Below are 18,132 nucleotides of genomic sequence, written 5' to 3' on the forward strand. Positions count from 1 at the left end.
GATGTAGAACTTCATTACTATCGAACTATTTATCATATTAAGGCGGTGTATGTGCATGTTTAAAAGATTTTCCTTTTTCCAGAAAAATCTTTTGCTCTCGGCCATTTTTACCTTCTTAGTCGGCATCATTTTGATTGCTGCCTCCTACTACTTCGAAGGTAAGGTCATCACCGAGACCCTGTCCCAGCAAGGCAAGGGCTTGGGGAACCTGATCGCGAACAGTTTCGATCCGGAACTGGTCAAAAAGGCCGAAACAGAATTGGATGTCAACGCAGAATCGCAAAAGCAAATTGTCGCACAGTTGGACAAGATCTCGCAACACAACACCAACGTAGCACAAGGTTATCTGTTCGAAGGTGAACTGAACGAAAACAACAAGTTCAAATCGATCACCAACCCGTCTTCCCTGATCGAAGTCGGCGCCGTACCGGGCGCTGAAATGGAGCCGTTCCCGTCCTACGTCACAGCGGTTGAACAGGCGAACGCAACAAAAGAGCCGGCCACCACAGATATCTATGATGACCAGTTCGGCACTTGGTTCACCGTTATCACGCCGGTGCTCGATTCCAGCGGCAACGTCGTGGCGATGTTTGCGATCGACATGAGCGCGACCATCATTCGCGAATCGCAGATGATGATGGTGCAGCGTCTCGGCGCCGCTCTGGTCGTACTCTTCCTGATCATCTTCGCGATTCAGTACTTCTTCCTGAAGCGCATGCTGAACCCGATCAAAGACCTGTCGAACGCAGTGGATGAAGTGGGCGCAGGCAACCTGAACGTTGAACTCGATGTGAAGAGCCAAGATGAAATTGGCGTCGTTGCAGCCGGCTTCAACGAGATGGTGAAGAAGATCCGCAACATGATGAAAGAGATCGAGTCGGCAACCGGTCAGCTCGTCTCCACGTTTACACAGGTTGCTGCTGTCTCTGACAACTCCAAAGGCCAAGCGGAGCATGTGCTTCGTTCCCTGCAGGAGATCTCCACAACGACCGAATACCTCGCTTCGGAAGCGGAGCGCGGGAACAGCCAGCTGTGGGATATGAACTCGAAGATCGGCGAGATCCTCGAACATACGTCGGAAGCGCACAGCTCGATCGCAAAATGTGTTGATGAATCGGTTCAAGGTATTGATATCGTCGAAGGTCTCAAGCAAAAGTCTTCGCAGACCGAAGCGATCACCTTGGGTCTCGGCCAGAAGATCTACTCGCTGGAAGAGCGTACCCGCCGCATCAACTCCCTCCTGTCGAGCATTCAAGACGTTGCGGAACAGACCGGTTTGCTGTCGCTGAACGCTTCCATCGAAGCAGCGCGCGCAGGCGAACACGGCCGCGGCTTCTCCGTAGTAGCAGATGAGATCCGCAAGCTGTCGACGAACACCAAGCAAGCGTCGCAGGAAATCGATGAGCTCTTGAGCGACATCTCCCGCGACATCGTATCGACCGGTCAGGAAATGCGTATTGCGGAAGATTCACTGCGTGAACAGACCAACCAGGTTGAAAACACGATCCAGAGCTTCTACCACATCCGCAACAACGTCCAAGCGGTCGCATCGTCCGTACAAAAGGTCACCCAGACGATCCAAGTCGTCGAGCAGAGCAAAGAGTCCCTGCTCTCGACGGTCGAATCGGTCTCCTCGATGTCCGAACAGACAGCTGCATCGGTCGAACTGATCCAGCAAAACTTCACGGAACAGTTGAAGTCGATCTACTCGCTCAACGAGTCCAACCAGGCCCTGCAAGAGCAAGCCAACCGCCTGGCAAGCCAGCTGATCCGCACCGAAGACGAAGAAAACGAACTCCAGAAAAACCAGGGCTAACGCCCCAAACAAAAAAGCAACCTCGCCTCACGGCAAGGTTGCTTTTTTCATGCCCGCTTCTTTGGAAAGCACACACGCAGTATCACGCAGTACTCGCGGGTTTCACGCGATTTTGTGCCGTCAGGCTAGTACATGCAGTCCGTTCGGAATGCGTGGTTGTCGCTGGGTTCAGTCCCCTGCTCGCCTTGGAGCTTTTTGACGATCTCATCTGTTGGCCACTCGACGGTCGCGTCGAACACTTCGGTGAACGCCTTGACCCAGCGGAGCTTCATTTCCTGCATGTCTGGGGCGTGGCCGAGCAGTTGGTGCAGGGAGGTTACTCCGTACTCGGTGATGCCGCAAGGGACGATGTAGCCGAAATGGGACAGGTCTGGCTGGATGTTAAACGCAAACCCATGCGACGTGATAAAGCCTTTGTGAGCCGTATCCCGGTTCGCTTTGACCCCAATGGCACAGATCTTCTCATCCCCGACCCACGCCCCTGTCATCCCCTCTTTACGCCCTCCTGTGATGCCAAAATCGGCAAGGACCCGGATGATCACCTCTTCTAACAGCCGCACATAGTGGCGCACATCATTTCCCCACGGCTCCAGATGCAGGATCGGATACCCGACCAACTGCCCAGGACCATGGTAGGTGATATCGCCGCCGCGGTCCACGTCGAACATCGTAATCCCGAGCCGCTCCCGCTCTTCCGGCGTTACCAGCACGTTCTCTGCCCCCCCTGAACGGCCCACCGTAAACACAGGCGGATGCTCCAAGAGTAGGATCGTATTTTCCAACTTGCCCTCCAGCATCGCCCGTACCGCCTGCTTCTGTAGGTCAAAGGCCGGGCCATACTCGATCTTCCCGAGGTCATATATATGACAATGCGGTTTCATCGCTGTTTGCCTCCTTACAAAAAGGCCACAGCAGACGCTGTGACCCTGTGCATTACGCGTTTTCTTTGAACTTTTGATCTGCCGATTGGGCTTGCTCATGCGCATGGTAGGAACTGCGCACCAGCGGACCCGACTCGACATGCTTGAAGCCGCGCTTTAACGCCTCTTCTTTCAAAGTGGCAAACTCTTCCGGCGTCCAGTATTTCTTGACCGGCAGATGCTTCTTCGTCGGCTGCAAGTATTGTCCCATCGTCATGATATCCACATCGACAGCCCGCAAGTCATCCATCACCTGAATGATCTCTTCCCACGTTTCCCCGTGGCCGAGCATCAGCGACGATTTGGTCGGGATCTGCGGTTTGTACTCTTTAGCGAAGCGCAACACTTCCAGCGTCCGGTCATACGTCGCCTTGGCCCGTACTCTCGGCGTCAGGCGGCGTACCGTCTCGATGTTGTGGTTGAAGATGTCCGGCTCTGCATCGAGCAGCACCTTCAGCGCTTCGTATTGACCGCCCATATCGGACGGGAGCACTTCCACCGTGCACAGCGGCATTCGGTTGCGGATCGCCCGCACCGTATCCGCAAACACAGAAGCACCGTGATCTTTCAGATCGTCGCGGGCAACCGAGGTCACCACGGCGTGACGCAGCTTCATGATCTCCGCCGAATCGGCCACGCGCTCCGGCTCCTGCAAGTCCAGCTCCGACGGAAGGCCCGTCTTCACTGCGCAGAACCCGCAAGCGCGGGTGCAGATGTCACCGAGGATCATAAAGGTCGCCGTCCGGTTCTCCCAGCATTCATAGATGTTCGGGCAACGTGCTTCTTCACAGACGGTGTGGAGCGTATTTCCCCGCAACAGATCTTTCAGTTCCGTGAAGTTAGGGCCCGTGCGCAGCTGAATCTTCAACCAGTCCGGCCGGCGCAGCGGGCGCTCCTCCTCTGTCTTCGGGGAATTGTCCAGAACGTTCAGTTCTTCCACGCTGACACACCTCTTTCCTCAAATCTTAGTACAGGTTCGGCTCGACGTAAGACTCGATGCGTTTCTTGACCGCCTGCAGGAAGCGGCCGCATACCAGACCGTCGAGTACACGGTGGTCAAGCGACATGCACATGTTCATCATCGAACGGATCGCAAACGAATCGTCCGGCATAACGACCGGGCGCTTGACGATCGCTTCCATCGACAGGATCGCCGCCTGCGGCGCGTTGATGATCGGCATCGACTGAATCGAGCCAAACGAACCTGTGTTGTTGACGGTAAACGTGCCGCCCGACATATCGTCCGGCGTCAGTTTGCCTGCGCGCGCGCGTTTCGCCAGGTCGTTGATCGCATGGGACAGGCCGAGAATGCTCAGGCGGTCCGCATTTTTGATGACCGGAACGAACAGCGCGTCTTCTGTCGCCACTGCAATCGAGATGTTGATGTCTTTTTTAATAATAATCTTATCATCCTGCCATGTCGAGTTGATAATCGGGAACTCTTTGAGCGACTCGACAACCGCTTTGATGAAGAACGGCAGGAAGGTCAGCGACACGTTTTCTTTTGCTTTGAACGCGTCTTTGTTTTTGTCGCGGAACTTGGAGAGCGTCGTAACGTCCGCTTCCATCATCGTCCACGCGTGCGGAGCGTTGTGCTTCGACTCCAGCATGCGGCGGGCGATCGTCTTGCGGATGCCCGATGCTTCGATCACGGTATCGCCGTCCGCAGCTTGGTAAGCTGCTTTCGGAGCGGCCGCTACCGGAGCTGCTGCCGGTGCTGCCGCGCCTTGTGCGCCGATCTCGGTCAAGCCGGTCGCCGGCTTGGTCGGAGCAGCCACGGAGGAGAGATCTTCCTCGGTCTTGGTCAGACGCGGAGCTGCTGCCGCACCGCCGCCTTCCACAAACGCCAGCACATCTTTTCTCGTGATGCGGCCGCCTGCACCGGTACCGGTGATTTGGCTTGCATCGAGGTTGTGGTCTTGAATCAGACGCAGAACGGCCGGAGAGAAGCGCGCGCCGCCAACGCCTTGCGGTGCTGCCGCTGCCGGCGCTTGGCCTGCCTGCGGAACAGCAGCCGCTGCTGCGCTCGGCGCTGCCGCCGGAGCTGCTTGGGGTGCTGCCGGAGCCGGCGCTTCGCCTTCTTCCGCGATCACAGCGATCGGCGTGCCAACCGCAACGGTCGAGCCTTCCGGAACGAGGATTTCGGTCAGGGTGCCGACAAACTCGGACGGCACTTCTGCGTTTACTTTATCGGTGATGACTTCAGCGATCGAGTCATACTTGTTGATTTTGTCGCCTGGTTGTTTGAGCCACTTGGCAATGGTGCCTTCCGTAACGGACTCGCCAAGCTGGGGCATCAAGATCGTTGCCATGGAGAAGTCCTCCCTTAGTACGAATTAGAATTTGGCCAGTTCACGAATCGCATCTGCAATCTTGGCAGGGCTCAACATGAAGAACTTCTCTTGCGGCGGGGAGTACGGCATTGCCGGAACATCCGGGCCTGCGAGACGCTGGATCGGCGCGTCGAGGTCAAACAGTGCTTCTTCTGCGATGATCGCGGAGATTTCGCCGCCAACGCCGCCGAATTTGCTGTCTTCGTGCACGATCAGGACTTTGCCGGTCTTCTTGGTCGCTTCGAGGATCGCTTCACGGTCGATCGGCTTGATCGTACGCAGGTCGAGGATGTGCGTAGAGATGCCTTCTTGCGCCAGGGTCTCTGCCGCTTCCAGCGCGTAGTGCACCATCAGACCATAAGTGATAACGGTAACATCGTCGCCTTCGCGCTTCACGTCCGCCTTGCCGATCTCGATGGTGTATTGCTCGGACGGCACTTCGCCTTTGATCAGGCGGTAGCAGCGCTTGTGCTCAAAGAACAGCACCGGGTCGTTGTCGCGCATCGCTGCGGTCAGCAGGCCCTTCACGTCGTACGGAGTGGACGGCATGACGATCTTCAGGCCCGGAACGTGGTGGAACAAGGCTTCGACCGACTGGGAGTGGTACAGCGCGCCGTGGACGCCGCCGCCGTACGGTGCGCGGATCGTCATCGGCACAAACCAGTCCGACTTGGTGCGGTAGCGAATGCGCGCCGCTTCGGAAACGATCTGGTTGTACGCCGGGAAGATGAAGTCGGCAAACTGAATTTCTGCGACCGGACGCATGCCAACCATGGCCGCGCCGATCGAAACGCCGACGATCGCCGACTCGGACAGCGGAGAGTCGATGACGCGCTCTTCGCCGTATTTTTCGATCAAGCCTGCAGTGGCGCGGAATACGCCGCCGCGCACGCCTACGTCTTCACCGAGGATAAAAATCGAGGAGTCGCGCTCCATCTCCTGATCGAGCGCTTCGGTTACTGCTTCGATATATGATTTAATCGCCATGTCTGCGCGTACCTCCTATTGTTCTTCATAGACGTGCGTAAGCGCGTCTTCCGGGGCAAAGAACGGCTCTTTTTCTGCCGCTTCGGTGCCTTCGTTGACTTCACGCATTACGCGGTCGTTCATCTCTTTTTCCTTCTCTTCGGTCAGAACGCCCTTGTCGCGGAGATATTGCGCAAACGTGATCAGCGGGTCTTTCTTCTTCGCATCTTCCACTTCTTCGCGGCTTCTGTATGCTCTGTCATCATCGTCCGAGGAGTGCGGCACGAGACGGTAGGTGCGGGCTTCGATCATCGTCGGGCCTTCGCCGTTGCGTCCGCGCTCGGCAGCTTCTTTTACGTACTTGAAGACTTCCAGCACATCGTTGCCGTCGATCTGGTAGCCCGGCATGCCGTAGCCGACCGCGCGGTCTGCCGTGTTGTGGTTGCCGAGCTGCTTGGAGAGCGGAACGGAGATCGCATAACCGTTGTTCTCGATGTAGAAGACGCACGGCAGCTTATGAACAGCTGCAAAGTTGCACGCTTCATGGAAGTCCCCTTGGTTGGAGGAGCCTTCGCCGGTCGAGGTGTACGCCACGCTCTTCTCGCCGCGCATCTTAGCAGCCAGAGCGGCGCCTACTGCGTGCGGGAACTGCGTGGTAACCGGAGAGGAGCCGGACAGGGTGCGGTATTTGCGGCCCCCGAAGTGGCCCGGCATCTGACGGCCGCGGGAGTTGACATCCCCCGGCTTCGCGAATGCGGACATCATGATTTCGGTCGGCGTTTGGCCAAACACAAGCACGCAGCCGAGGTCACGGTAGTACGGAGCCAGATAGTCGGTCTCTTTGTCGAGCGCGTAAGCTGCGCCAACTTGCGCTGCCTCCTGGCCCTGACAGGAGATAACAAACGGAATCTTGCCGGCGCGGTTGAGCAGCCAGAAGCGCTCGTCGAGCTTGCGGGCGAGCAGCATGTAGTAGTAAAGCTCAAGGACCTGCTCTTCAGACAAGCCCAGTTCTTTGTAATCGTACTTGGACATCGAGGATAACCTCCCTAGAAATGAATCGCTTTGCCGTCGACGGCGAGCGCAGCTTCACCGATCGCTTCCGACAGAGTCGGGTGCGGGTGAATCGCAGTGCCGATCTCCCACGGAGTCGCGTCGAGGAATTGCGCCAGGCTCGCTTCGGAAATCATGTCGGTGGCGTTTTGGCCGATGATATGAACGCCGAGCAGGTCGTTCGTCTTCGCGTCTGCGATCATTTTGACAAAACCGTCAAATTCGCCGTTGACCAGCGCCTTGCCGATGCCGCGGAACGGGAATTTGCCGACTTTGATCTCGCGGCCTTCTTCGCGCAGTTCCGCTTCTGTGTAGCCAAGCGATGCGATCTCCGGACGGGTATATGTACAGCGCGGGATCATCTTGTAGTCGATCGGATGCGGATGCTCGCCCGCGATCACTTCCATCGCGTGAATGCCTTCGTGCGCGGCGATGTGCGCCAGCTGCGGCGTGTTGATCACGTCGCCGATCGCGAAGATGTTCTTTTCTTTGGTGCGGTAGTGCTCGTCGACTTGGATCGTGCCGCGTTCAACGACGATCTCCGTCGCTTCAAGGCCGATGTTATCGACATTCGCCGCGCGGCCGACCGAGACGAGGATCTTGTCTGCGGTGAAGGTCTGCAGCTCTTCTTTGTCGGTGCCGACGTTGACAGCTGCCGAGATCGACACCTGATCCTCTTCGATCTTCACGCTGTCCGCCTTGACGCCGGTCGAGGTGTGGATCTTGATCTTCGACTTGCGGCGGCCAAACAGCTTGGCCAGCTCTGCCGATACATCCGCATCTTCGAGCGGCAGGATGCGCGGCGCGTATTCGATCATCGTGACTTCCACGCCGAAGTCGGACAGCATCGAAGCCCATTCACAGCCGATGACGCCGGCGCCAACGATGATCACCGATTTCGGGAGCTCTTCCATCTCCAGCGCTTCGTCGGAGGTGATGACGAATTTGCCGTCGATCTCCAGACCCGGCAGCGATCTCGGACGGGAGCCGGTCGCGATCACAACGTTGCGCGGCGCGATGATCTCCGCTTCGCCGTTGGAACGCTCCACCGAAACTGCGCCTGCGGTCGGCGAGAAGATCGACGGGCCCATCACGCGGCCGAGGCCTTCGATGACCTCCACGTTGTTCTTCTTGAGCAGGCTCTGCACGCCTTTGTGCAGGTTGTTGATGATCTTTTCTTTGCGAGCCATAACATTGCCAAAGTCGAGCGACACGGAGCCCTCGACTGCAACGCCAAACTCTTTTGACTTTTGCACGGTCGCCATCATGTCGGCGCTCTTCAGTAGCGCTTTGGACGGGATGCAGCCGCGGTGCAGACAGGTGCCCCCGACTTTTTCTTTTTCGACCACTGCCACTTTCAGTCCGAGCTGGGCAGCACGAATGGCGGCTACATAGCCGCCCGTGCCCCCGCCCAGGACCACAACATCGTATTGATCAGACATTGAATCCTTGGCTCCTTCCACTGGTTCAAATCGTTCTGCGGAGAATGTTATTTCGACAGCAGGGAACGCTCAGTCTTCAAGAAGTTCGAACGGGTGTTTTTCAGTTGGTTGATGCGGTCTTCCGCCATGCGGTCAGCCGCTTTGTAAGTCGGGATGTTGTCGCGCTTGGAGATGTCGAAGATGGTGGAGATGATGTTGTAGATGTTTTCGACTTTCTTGCGCGCCAGGTTTTCGTTGTAGCCTTCGAGTTCCACCGCAACGTTGATCAGGCCGCCTGCGTTGATGACGTAGTCCGGAGCGTAGTAGATGCCCATCTCGTGGATGAGGTCGCCGTGACGCTCTTCGCGCAGCTGGTTGTTCGACGAGCCTGCGATCACTTTGCACTTGAGTTGCGGGATGGTCTCATCGTTGATGATCGCGCCCAGCGCGCACGGTGCGAAGATGTCGCATTGTACGCCGAAGATGTCGTTGGGAGCCACAACTTCTGCGCCGAACTCGCGGACGACACGGTCGATCGACTCTTGGTTGATGTCGGTGACGATCAGCTTCGCGCCTGCTTCGTGCAGGTGTTTGCACAGGTAGTAGCCAACGTTGCCCACGCCTTGCACCGCGACGGTCTTGCCGCTTACGTCATCGGAGCCAAACGCTGCCTTGGCAGCAGCTTGCAGGCCGCGGAAGCAGCCGAGCGCCGTCATCGGGGACGGGTTGCCGGAGGAGCCGTACTCGACGGAAACGCCGGTCACGTATTCAGTTTCCATATGGATGTAGTTCATGTCCGCTTCGGTGGTGCCGACGTCTTCTGCGGTGATGTAACGGCCGTTCAGGGACTCGACGTAGCGGCCGAGCGCGCGGAACAGCGCTTCCGATTTGTCGGTCTTCGGGTTGCCGATCAGGACGGTCTTGCCGCCGCCGAGGTTGAGGCCGGCTGCCGCTGCTTTATAAGTCATACCGCGTGCCAGACGCAGTGCATCTTCGATTGCCATTTCTTCCGTTTCATAGGTCCACATGCGGGTGCCGCCCAGTGCCGGCCCCAAGGTGGTATCGTGAATCGCGATGATTGCCTTCAGTCCGGATGCTTCATCATGACAGAACACCACTTGTTCGTAGTCATATTTCTCCATATATTCAAAAATTTTCACGATAGTTCCCCCTTCGAGAGTTGAGAAGTCTTTTTTCTGAAAGTTAAGATAAGGTCTTAGCAACACCCCATACCCAAGAAACAGAATACCATAAGTATGGGTTGCTGTGGAAGCGAAAGGCAGTTATGGATAGCATCTGCCACACTCCCGTTAACTATGTCCAGTTTTGCCAAAAGAAAATTGGCCGGAAAACTGTCCACGCCAATATTCTATATGCAAGGTCCATGCCAACTTTTTTGAAAGCGTTTACGAAGCGGTGCTGCGAAACGCTTCACGGGCAGAAAAATACTTCCCTGCTCTAAAGCGCCTCTGTGCAAACTGCAAAGTTTTGCAGAGTGTGCGCAAATTCTTGCAAGCAACAACTTGCGCAACTATGCAAAACCATTCATACCTCTCTCACTGTAACCCATATTTGTCCAACTTATAATACAGGCTGCGCACGGCGATTCCCAAAAGTTTCGCCGCTTCCGTCTTGTTGCCTTTCGTTTGCGCGAGCGCCCGTTCGATGTGCAGACGCTCCGCCTCGCCGACCACATCATCAAGCGTGCGCACAGCTCCGGCTTCCCCGGCCACTGCCGCAAGCGGCGCTGCGCTGCGCTCTGTGGCGGTGCCGCCGACCAGATTCTGCCCGGGGTTCTCGCCCGGCAGGATCAGGTGGTGGGGCTCGATCACCGTTTCCGCAAACTTCATGTTGATCATAGCTCGTCCAATCGCATTTTCCAGTTCGCGCACGTTGCCCGGCCAGGCGTAGCTTTGCATTTTGATCAAGGTCTGCGCGGCGATGCGCTCTACGCTGCGTCCGTACTCTTGGTTGTATTTTTGAATCAGGCGCTGTGCAAACGCCTCCAGATCCACTTTGCGAATCCGCAGCGGCGGGATGATGATCGGCAGGACGTTCAGGCGATAATACAAGTCTTCGCGGAACTGCCCCTGCTGCATCGCCCGTTCGAGGTTGACGTTGGTCGCCGCGATCACGCGTACGTCGACGGTGGTTGCTTTGGCGCCGCCGACGCGCAGGATTTCCTTTTCCTGCAGCACGCGCAGGATCTTCGCCTGCATGCTCATCGACAGCTCGCCGATCTCATCGAGGAAGATCGTGCCGCCCGACGCCTCTTCGAACAGGCCTTTCTTGCCGCCGCGCTTGGCGCCGGTAAAGGCGCCCTCCTCATAGCCGAACAGCTCCGATTCGAGCAGGCTCTCGGAGATCGCTGCACAGTTGACGCGGATGAACTGGTTGTATTTGCGCTCGCTGTCGTTGTGAATGGCGTGGGCGAACAGTTCCTTCCCCGTCCCCGATTCGCCGCGCAGAAGCACCGTAGCGGGCGTCTGCGCCGCTTTGCGGGCTTGTTCGATCGCCATGACCATCTCATTAGACGTGCCGATGATATCATCAAAGGTATATTTCGCTTCCAGCTTTCTTATGAGTTGCTTTGCCTGATTCAGCTCATCGGTCAGCTTTTTGATCTCCGAAATGTCGTGGATGATGCCGACCGAACCTTTCAACATGCCATCCACTTCGATCGGCGCCACGTTGACCAGGACTTCGCGCTTCATCGGGCCGACTTTCAAGCCGACGCCGCGCACCGGTTTGCGCGTGGTCAGCACTTTCATGTGCATCGATTCCCCTTCGGCGATATCCGCTTCGGCCGGCTTGCCGATGATGTCCCCTTCGGTCAGCCCGGTCAGCCGCGTGTAGGCCGGGTTGATCATGATGCCCCGCCCTTCCTTGTCAACGACAGAGATCGCGTCCTGCGTGGAATTGATGATCGCCTGCAAAAGCTCCTGAATCTCCTTGAGGTTGGTCACCTCTTCGGCCAGCTGCTGCACCTCGGTGATGTCGCGAAAAACGGCCACAGCGCCGACGACCTGCCCGGCCTCATCCCGGACCGGCACGCGGTTGGTGATGATCCGCGTCTTGCCGAACTGCTGCAGCTGATTGAGCTCCGGCTCTCCCGTCTGCAGCACGACATGCAGACGCGAGTTCGGCACCGCAACGCTTGCCAGCTTCCCGATCATCTCCCCGGCGTCGATGCCGGTCAGCCGCTCCGCCGCTGCGTTATACAAGGCGATCACGCCGTCCGCATTGATCGCGATCATCGCGTCATGCGTCGAGTTGAGCACGATCGACAACTCCGAGCGCGAGACTTTAAGCTGATGGATCAGCGCTTCTTTTTCCAGCATCAAATGCATCATCAAAGAAGCGATCGCCCCCGGCACAAGCGTCGTGTGTTTTCCTTTCAGCTCATTGATCCGCCGGTTGACGCCGGGATCGCCCGTCGCTTCGATCACCACATCGACCTGCTCATTCAAATACTCTTCATAGCTCTCCCCGGCCGCGATCCCGTTCTCACGCGCCAAAGCCAGTCCCGGCGCGGACGGATCGATGTCGACGATGCCGATCACGCGGACTTTGGCCAGATCCTGAAACGCTTTGAGCAGCGCCGTTCCCCCACGGCCCGCTCCGACAATCAAAATGTTGATCAACCCTGCCACCCCACTCTGTCTTCTATATCAGTCTGCAAAATTTGTCTTGCAAACGATTGCATGTATGAAAAAAATTGCACACTCAAAACGCTTTCGACAGCAGAAAGCGGAAATCCTGCAACCAATCTCTTCCCCTCGCGTATAGAAAGAGCAGGCCGCTTTGCACGTTCTTGTGAAGCTCTGTCCGGTACGGTATAGTAAACATGAATCTACCGGCAAGTTTGAAAGGACGAGACCCCTATGTTTAAAAAAGTGATCGTTTGGGCGATCTTAATTGGCATTTTCCTCATCGCCGGCTACGGACTGAATCTGATTCGCGTCGCGATCATCGACAAGATGGCGCACCCGGACGCGGTCATCTGGTGGCGTATCGTGCTCGGCGGCCTGCTGATGACAGGCGGGATCGCCTTCCTCGGCGGCTTTGTTTTCTACCGTGACAGCAAGCGCGGCAAAGTAAAACCTCCCGCTTGGAAAACGAAATAACTCTCGAAGGAGGCGTTTTCCCGATGAAAAAACAACTGTTCCTCGCAGCCCTCGCCGCTGCTTTTGTGGCGGCCGGATGCTCCGTGACCATCGACCAGGATGCTTTGACCCAAAAGGCAAACGAACTCAAACAACAGGCGCAGGACACCTTGAATCAGTTCCAGCAAGATGCACAGCTGACCGAGAAACTGATGCAGGTTGCCAATGTCGGCCAGACGGAAGTCAACCAATTCCTGAGCGACCTGATGCAAGACCCGTCCACACAGCAGGCGGTCGACCAGCTCGGCTATGATGTGGTGATCGGGATCATCCAGCAGCAGGTCATGGCAAACAACGGCGTGATTGAAGGCGCGGTGCTGAACATGATCCAGCAAGAGCTGGAGAATCGCATGGGCCAATAGTTTTGACAAAAAGAAACCGGCACGCTCCCGCTTGGGGAGGTGCCGGTTTTTTGCTGCAGATGATTTTACTGCGGATGATATTGTTTACTGCGCCAGACCGCTCTGCACCGCTTGCCAGAACGATTCGTCTTCCAGCCCCATGCGCCAGACAGAAACGCCGCCGAGGTTGTAAAGGCCGGTCAGTTTTGTCTTCGCTGTGATCGACTGGCTGTTTTCATACCAGACGGTGTGAGCGGAGCCATCCTCCGCCGTGTACGTGAAATACGGAGAGAGCTTAACCGCATCCCACTTCGGCACAGCGCCGGTGGTGGAGATCAGGCTCGGAATGCCTTTCCACGTCACCGCTTTGCCGGTGCCGGCCGTCGTGTTCCAGTCATAGCCGTATGCCGGCAGCCCGATCAAAATTTTGGTCGAAGCGATCTGCGAAACGGCGTATTTGACCACGCTTTCCACCCACGGGTAGCCGGCAACGGAGCCCGGCGCGCCCCACGGGCCGTTTTCGTCATACGTCATGATCTGCACGAGATCGGCCGCCTGCCCGATCGCTGCATAGTCAAACGCGCCAAACCAGTTCGACGTCGGCGCATCGGACGTCTTGGCCGCCATCGAGACGATCAGCTGTTTGCCGTTGCTTTTCAGCGCCGTCGACAGTTCGTTCACGAACGACGTGTACAGCGGACGGTCGGTCGGCAGCATGTTTTCAAAATCGACGTTCAGCCCGGCAAAGCCGTTCGCTTTGACCAGGTTCAGCGCATTGCTGACCGTCTTTTGGCGCAATGCCGGGTCGGCGAGCACCGTATGTGCCAGATCTTTGTCAAAGCCGTTTGCCGTCTCATTGGTCAAAGCAGCGTATGCCCCGACATTTTTCGAAGCAGCCAGCTGAATGCCGTCCGTCGCAGCGGTGCCGGAGATGTCGCCGGTCGCCGTGGCATGGAAGGTCATCATTGAGACTCCATTAAGATACGAACCATATGAAGACAGCGAATTATACGAATTTTTGTCCCCTGTGTAGTAGACGGTGTAATAGCCAAGCACCGTCTTCACCGCCGGAGCAGGCGTTGGAACAGGCTCCGTTACAGGAGGCGGAGGAGTGGTCGTTTTGCGCTTCGCTTCCGCGCCCGGATCGTTCAGAGTAAAGACCAAGGCCAACACGAGAGTTGCGATTGCGAACAACGAGATACCGCGCCAAAATACGCTTTTCTTTTTCATGCGATTCCCTGCCTTTATAAGTAGATGTTAGTCTACTTAATAGGATAGTAGAATCCTAGAAAAAGAGATAGCGGTACAATTTGACAGCAAAAAGGCTCCCGTCAGCAACGGGAGCCTTGCTTTTCAGTTCTTTAGTTACGCCGACCGCCCCAGCACGTCCAGCCAGCGGAGCAGTCTGTTTTTCTCGATCGTTTCCGACAGCGAATATTTTTCCGCGTACAGATGCACAACAAGCAGCACGCCAAGCCAGGTCAGCAGCACCGGCAGCGAACAGGTGGCAACCACGAGCATCCCGATGCTGCCGCCAAGCAGGTTGGAACCGGCGTCGCCCATCATCATCCGCGCTTTCACATCGTCTGGGAAGTAAGCGAGCACCGCGCCCAACACCAGCCAAAACGCGGGCGAGTCGAGCGCGCGCAAGGAGCAGACGGCCAAGAGCAGCAAGGCGAACAGCACGCCTTTGCAAGCCCGGCCCGGACGCAGGTCAAGCAGGTTGACGAGGTTGGCAGACAACGCGATCACCAGGCTGCCGACCGCCAACTCCCAGCCGGCCAGCCCCAGCATCCAGGCCCCGGCGATGCCGGTGCACAGCCCGGCCACCGCTTTGATCAAGCCGGTGGTGACGACGCGCCCCCGCCACAGCTTTTTCAAATGCCCTTTGATGCCGGTCACATCGCGGTTGCCCGCCACATCATCGAGCAGCCCGATCAGCACGAATCCCGTCGAGACAAACAAAAGCCCGATCATGTCCTGCACCATCGCCCACGGAATCGGCAAGACGTCGCTGAGCAGCAAAAACGGCACGGTCGTCAGAAACATCCCCAGCCAAAGCGCCGTGCCGAGGCCGACCGGCACACTTTTGCCCGCATAATTCGGCCGGAGCAGCCCGGCATTGCGAATCGCCTGCTGCAAAGGCGGCACCATCCACCCGGTCAGCAGATAGCCGCCCCAAAACGCCAGCAACAGTCCGACAGCAGTTCCTGTCAAAAATGTGTTCATCATGTCTGCCACCTGTTCAGGAGCACGCGGGCGATCTGCAGAAACTGCTTGCCACGGTGGAGAAACCCGCGCAGGTCGCGCCCATACTCGCGGTTTTTCATGTCGACTTCCACTTCCAAGATGCGCATGCCGCCCCTGGCCGCGTCGATCGTCATCCCCACTTCCACGCCGTACCCGTCGCCAAGGTTGCCGATCGCGTCCAAGACGCTGCGGTTGAGCGCCCGCTGCCCGGAGAGCGGCGCCTGCATGTCCACGCCGCCCAGCCGCCTGATGCCGCCCCGGGCAAAATTTTTGACGAGGCCAAATCCGCCCTTGAGCGGCTTGGGCAGCCGTCCGATCGTCATGTCACAGCGGTTTTGCAAAAGGGGCCGGATCAGCTTCTCGATCTCCACCGCCGTCTCGCACATGTCCGCATCGAGAAACACATAGATGTCCGCTTCGGCCACGAGCAGGCCGGAATACAGCGCCGCCCCTTTGCCATAGTTGGTGGAGTGGCGAATCACCCGCGCCCCCGCTTCCAGCGAGATGCGGTAGGTGTCATCGGTCGAACCGTCGTCGATCACCACGATCTCGTCGACGATATCCAGCGTCCGCACGGCCAAAATCGTCTGGTCGATGCGGTCCGCTTCATTCCATGCCGGGATGAGCACGCTCACCTTCACTGGGCGCTGACCTCCTTCGCATTGGTGACTTGGGGCAGCAACGCTTCTGCCGTTCGCTTCACGCCAAAATGCCCTTTGGCGCCGCCTAAAATGTCGATCAGCGCGACCAGCCCGGTCACTTGATCGATGTTGTCCACCGTCGAGATCCCCAGATCGCGGTAGTTCGCGATGCCGGAGTGCGAAACGTCCGACTGCTCGACACAGGCGGTGTACAACTCCTGCTTCTGCAGCGCTTTCAGCAAAGGCAGGTCGACCGAATAGAGCCTGCTTTTGCCCGTCTCGCCCGCCCCGCCGACCAACACGACGCGGTCCGGGCGCACGCCAAGCTCACCGCTGGCGGTCAGCGCATTGGTGCTCTGCAGATAGTCGACCAGCCCGCCGCCTTTTTGCAAGTACAGTTCGCGCACCAATGTCTCGGCGAGGGCGGTATGCACCAGCCTGGAATCTTTGGCAGATAGCAACCCCAGACCCAGCGCCTGCAGCAAAGGCTCCTGGCGCGCCTCTAAGAGCGGCACCGCGTTGGTCAGCGTCACCGTGCTGGTCACGTTCGCCCCCGCCGCTTCCAGCTGGGTGAGCAGTCCGGAGAGGTCGGCCGCTTCCAGTTGCAGCACCGCGACCTTTTGGCCTGCGAGCCGGTCTTTGACATAATGCCCGCCGACTTGGGCGACGACCTGCTCCAACCGATCCTGATCGCGGTTTAATTCGCTGTTCTGGCGTTTCAATTTCACGTTGTCCGCTTTTGTCTGCGTGTACCGTTCTTCCAACTGCTCCAGCAGCTGCACCTGCTCTTTGACGATCACCTCTTCGCCAAGCGTTCCGCCGAGCAGCAGCCCAAGGCCCAGCGACAGAAACACGGCGATCAGCGTCATGATGTGGTATCGGAACCCGTACAGCCTGCTCACCCCCTGTCTCACGCCAAGATCACGTCACCAACAGCTTGACGTTCAGATACACCATCTTCAAAAAGGACCGGGTCGGCTGGTTCAGCCACGCCAGCACGCCAAGCGGCACCATCGCCGCCCCCACGACCAGACAGGCGGCGCGCCAGTCGACCGCTTTGCAGTACAGCTGCGACACCCCTTTGGCATCGACCAGTTTGTTGCCGATGCGCATCCGCGTCAGCACCGTGCTGGACATGCCCCGCCGACCTTTTTCCAGAAAATCGATCATGTTCGAATGCGTGCCAAGCGCAACGATCAGCTCCGCCCCGTACTCGTGCGCGATCAGCATCGCCACGTCTTCACTGGTGCCCGGGGCCGGATAGACGTGCGCCGGGACGTTCAGCCCTTCGATGCGGGACAAGCCCGGCGCGCGCCCGTCCGCATAAGCGTGGACGATCAGCTCCGCCCCGCAGCACAGCCCGGCATCGGTCACCGAATCCATGTCGCCGACGATCAGGTCGGGCCGAAAGCCCGCTTCCAGCAACGCGTCGGCGCCGCCGTCCACACCGATCAGCACCGGCCGCACATCGCGGATATACGTGGCGACGGCACGCAGATCTTCTTTGTACGTCGGCCCGCGCACCACGACCAGCACATGCTCTCCGGCCATTTTCGTATGTAAGTCTAACTTCGGCAGATCGCCGAGAAAAAAGTTCTTTTCCTGCTGCGCATAGGTCAGCGTGTTTTCCACAAACGAACGCAGTTCACTGCGGACGTTCAGCATCGCCTGCGCCATCTTGGCGAGGATCAAGGCTTCATCGAGCACCTGCCCGCTGCCCAGCACCGCGTCTTCCAGCACGACCAGGTTGTCGATCACCGACACCTGCTGCCCGTCTGTGAGCTTCTCAAGCAGCGCAGCGGGGGCTTCGTCGAGCAGCAAGACGCCGGCCCGCACCAGTTTCAAGGGCCCGAGATTCGGATAGCGGCCGGAGATGGAAGCGGCCGTGTTGATCACCGCCTGCACTTTCGCCGCGATCAAGGCGTCGGCTGCCACTTCATCGAGATCGACATGCGAAATCACGGCGATCTCGCCCGGCAACAGTCGCTTGACGAGATTTTTCGTCTTGCGGTCTGCGCGCGCCGCACCGTAGAGTCGAACTCCGCTTCCCTTTTTCTCCAGCGCAAAACGCATCTCGGGCGTCCACCTTTCCCAAATAAAAAACGGCTACCCTTATTATGGAACAGGCAGCCGTCAGATAATCCCTGAGATGGAAATATGGAGAAAAGAAAAAGAGACCCTTGGCTCGAAATCAGGGTCTCTGTTTCCTATAAGCTCGATCCGTCCCC

Annotated in this window: 16 protein-coding genes; 3 read left to right on the top strand and 13 right to left on the bottom strand. The window is 57.8% G+C overall.

What is annotated here, in order from left to right; genetic code table 11:
• Positions 1–55: 55 nt before the first annotated feature.
• Entirely contained in the window at positions 56–1,816 is a 1,761-nt protein-coding gene (locus CBW65_RS21210; RefSeq protein WP_198299682.1) for a methyl-accepting chemotaxis protein, read from the top strand.
• A gap of 125 nt (positions 1,817–1,941) precedes the next feature.
• Here CBW65_RS21210 and lipB read toward each other — a convergent pair whose 3' ends face one another.
• The 8 genes from lipB to CBW65_RS21250 all read right to left on the bottom strand — a co-directional run bounded on the left by lipB (position 1,942) and on the right by CBW65_RS21250 (position 12,150).
• Positions 1,942–2,697, bottom strand: coding sequence for a lipoyl(octanoyl) transferase LipB (gene lipB, locus CBW65_RS21215; RefSeq protein ID WP_087458556.1), 756 nt, complete (start codon positions 2,695–2,697; stop codon positions 1,942–1,944).
• 52 nt (positions 2,698–2,749) lie between these two features.
• Entirely contained in the window at positions 2,750–3,676 is a 927-nt protein-coding gene (gene lipA / locus CBW65_RS21220; RefSeq protein ID WP_087458557.1) for a lipoyl synthase, read from the bottom strand.
• Positions 3,677–3,701: 25 nt separating this feature from the next.
• Positions 3,702–5,048, bottom strand: coding sequence for a dihydrolipoamide acetyltransferase family protein (locus tag CBW65_RS21225; protein ID WP_087458558.1), 1,347 nt, complete (start codon positions 5,046–5,048; stop codon positions 3,702–3,704).
• Between the two features lie 24 nt (positions 5,049–5,072).
• Complete coding sequence (locus CBW65_RS21230) at positions 5,073–6,056, bottom strand: alpha-ketoacid dehydrogenase subunit beta (protein WP_087458559.1); 984 nt, start codon at positions 6,054–6,056, stop codon at positions 5,073–5,075.
• Between the two features lie 15 nt (positions 6,057–6,071).
• A complete protein-coding gene (locus CBW65_RS21235; protein WP_087458560.1) occupies positions 6,072–7,067 on the bottom strand; it encodes a thiamine pyrophosphate-dependent dehydrogenase E1 component subunit alpha in 996 nt (331 codons plus the stop codon).
• A 14-nt stretch (positions 7,068–7,081) separates the two neighbouring features.
• A complete protein-coding gene (lpdA, locus tag CBW65_RS21240) occupies positions 7,082–8,527 on the bottom strand; it encodes a dihydrolipoyl dehydrogenase (protein WP_087458561.1) in 1,446 nt (481 codons plus the stop codon).
• 47 nt (positions 8,528–8,574) lie between these two features.
• The gene (locus tag CBW65_RS21245; protein WP_198299857.1) at positions 8,575–9,648 is read right to left on the bottom strand and encodes a Leu/Phe/Val dehydrogenase; all 1,074 of its coding nucleotides are present in this window, start codon (positions 9,646–9,648) and stop codon (positions 8,575–8,577) included.
• A gap of 414 nt (positions 9,649–10,062) precedes the next feature.
• Entirely contained in the window at positions 10,063–12,150 is a 2,088-nt protein-coding gene (locus CBW65_RS21250; protein ID WP_087459329.1) for a sigma 54-interacting transcriptional regulator, read from the bottom strand.
• Positions 12,151–12,390: 240 nt separating this feature from the next.
• Between CBW65_RS21250 and CBW65_RS21255 the strand changes: the two genes are divergently transcribed.
• Together CBW65_RS21255 and CBW65_RS21260 are read left to right on the top strand one after the other, a co-directional pair.
• Entirely contained in the window at positions 12,391–12,633 is a 243-nt protein-coding gene (locus CBW65_RS21255; protein WP_087458563.1) for a DUF2627 family protein, read from the top strand.
• 23 nt (positions 12,634–12,656) lie between these two features.
• The gene (locus CBW65_RS21260) at positions 12,657–13,034 is read left to right on the top strand and encodes a hypothetical protein (RefSeq protein ID WP_087458564.1); all 378 of its coding nucleotides are present in this window, start codon (positions 12,657–12,659) and stop codon (positions 13,032–13,034) included.
• Between the two features lie 84 nt (positions 13,035–13,118).
• On the opposite strand, the gene CBW65_RS21265 is transcribed toward CBW65_RS21260, so the two are convergent.
• From CBW65_RS21265 to steA, 5 genes are all read right to left on the bottom strand, one after another.
• A complete protein-coding gene (locus tag CBW65_RS21265) occupies positions 13,119–14,243 on the bottom strand; it encodes a glycosyl hydrolase family 18 protein (RefSeq protein WP_087458565.1) in 1,125 nt (374 codons plus the stop codon).
• A 135-nt stretch (positions 14,244–14,378) separates the two neighbouring features.
• Positions 14,379–15,242 (bottom strand): hypothetical protein, encoded by an 864-nt coding sequence (locus tag CBW65_RS21270; RefSeq protein ID WP_157722111.1) that lies wholly within the window; start codon positions 15,240–15,242, stop codon positions 14,379–14,381.
• The gene (locus CBW65_RS21275; protein WP_087458567.1) at positions 15,242–15,904 is read right to left on the bottom strand and encodes a glycosyltransferase family 2 protein; all 663 of its coding nucleotides are present in this window, start codon (positions 15,902–15,904) and stop codon (positions 15,242–15,244) included. The genes CBW65_RS21270 and CBW65_RS21275 overlap by 1 nt, the downstream gene beginning before the upstream one ends.
• On the bottom strand, positions 15,901–16,818 hold the full coding sequence (locus CBW65_RS21280) for a copper transporter (protein WP_157722112.1): 918 nt from the start codon (positions 16,816–16,818) through the stop codon (positions 15,901–15,903). Before CBW65_RS21280 ends, CBW65_RS21275 begins: the two co-directional genes overlap by 4 nt.
• A 7-nt stretch (positions 16,819–16,825) precedes the next feature.
• The gene (gene steA / locus CBW65_RS21285) at positions 16,826–17,977 is read right to left on the bottom strand and encodes a putative cytokinetic ring protein SteA (RefSeq protein WP_087458569.1); all 1,152 of its coding nucleotides are present in this window, start codon (positions 17,975–17,977) and stop codon (positions 16,826–16,828) included.
• Between the last annotated feature and the right edge of the window lie 155 nt (positions 17,978–18,132).

Source organism: Tumebacillus avium (assembly GCF_002162355.1).
Taxonomy (GTDB): Bacteria; Bacillota; Bacilli; order Tumebacillales; family Tumebacillaceae; genus Tumebacillus_A; species Tumebacillus_A avium.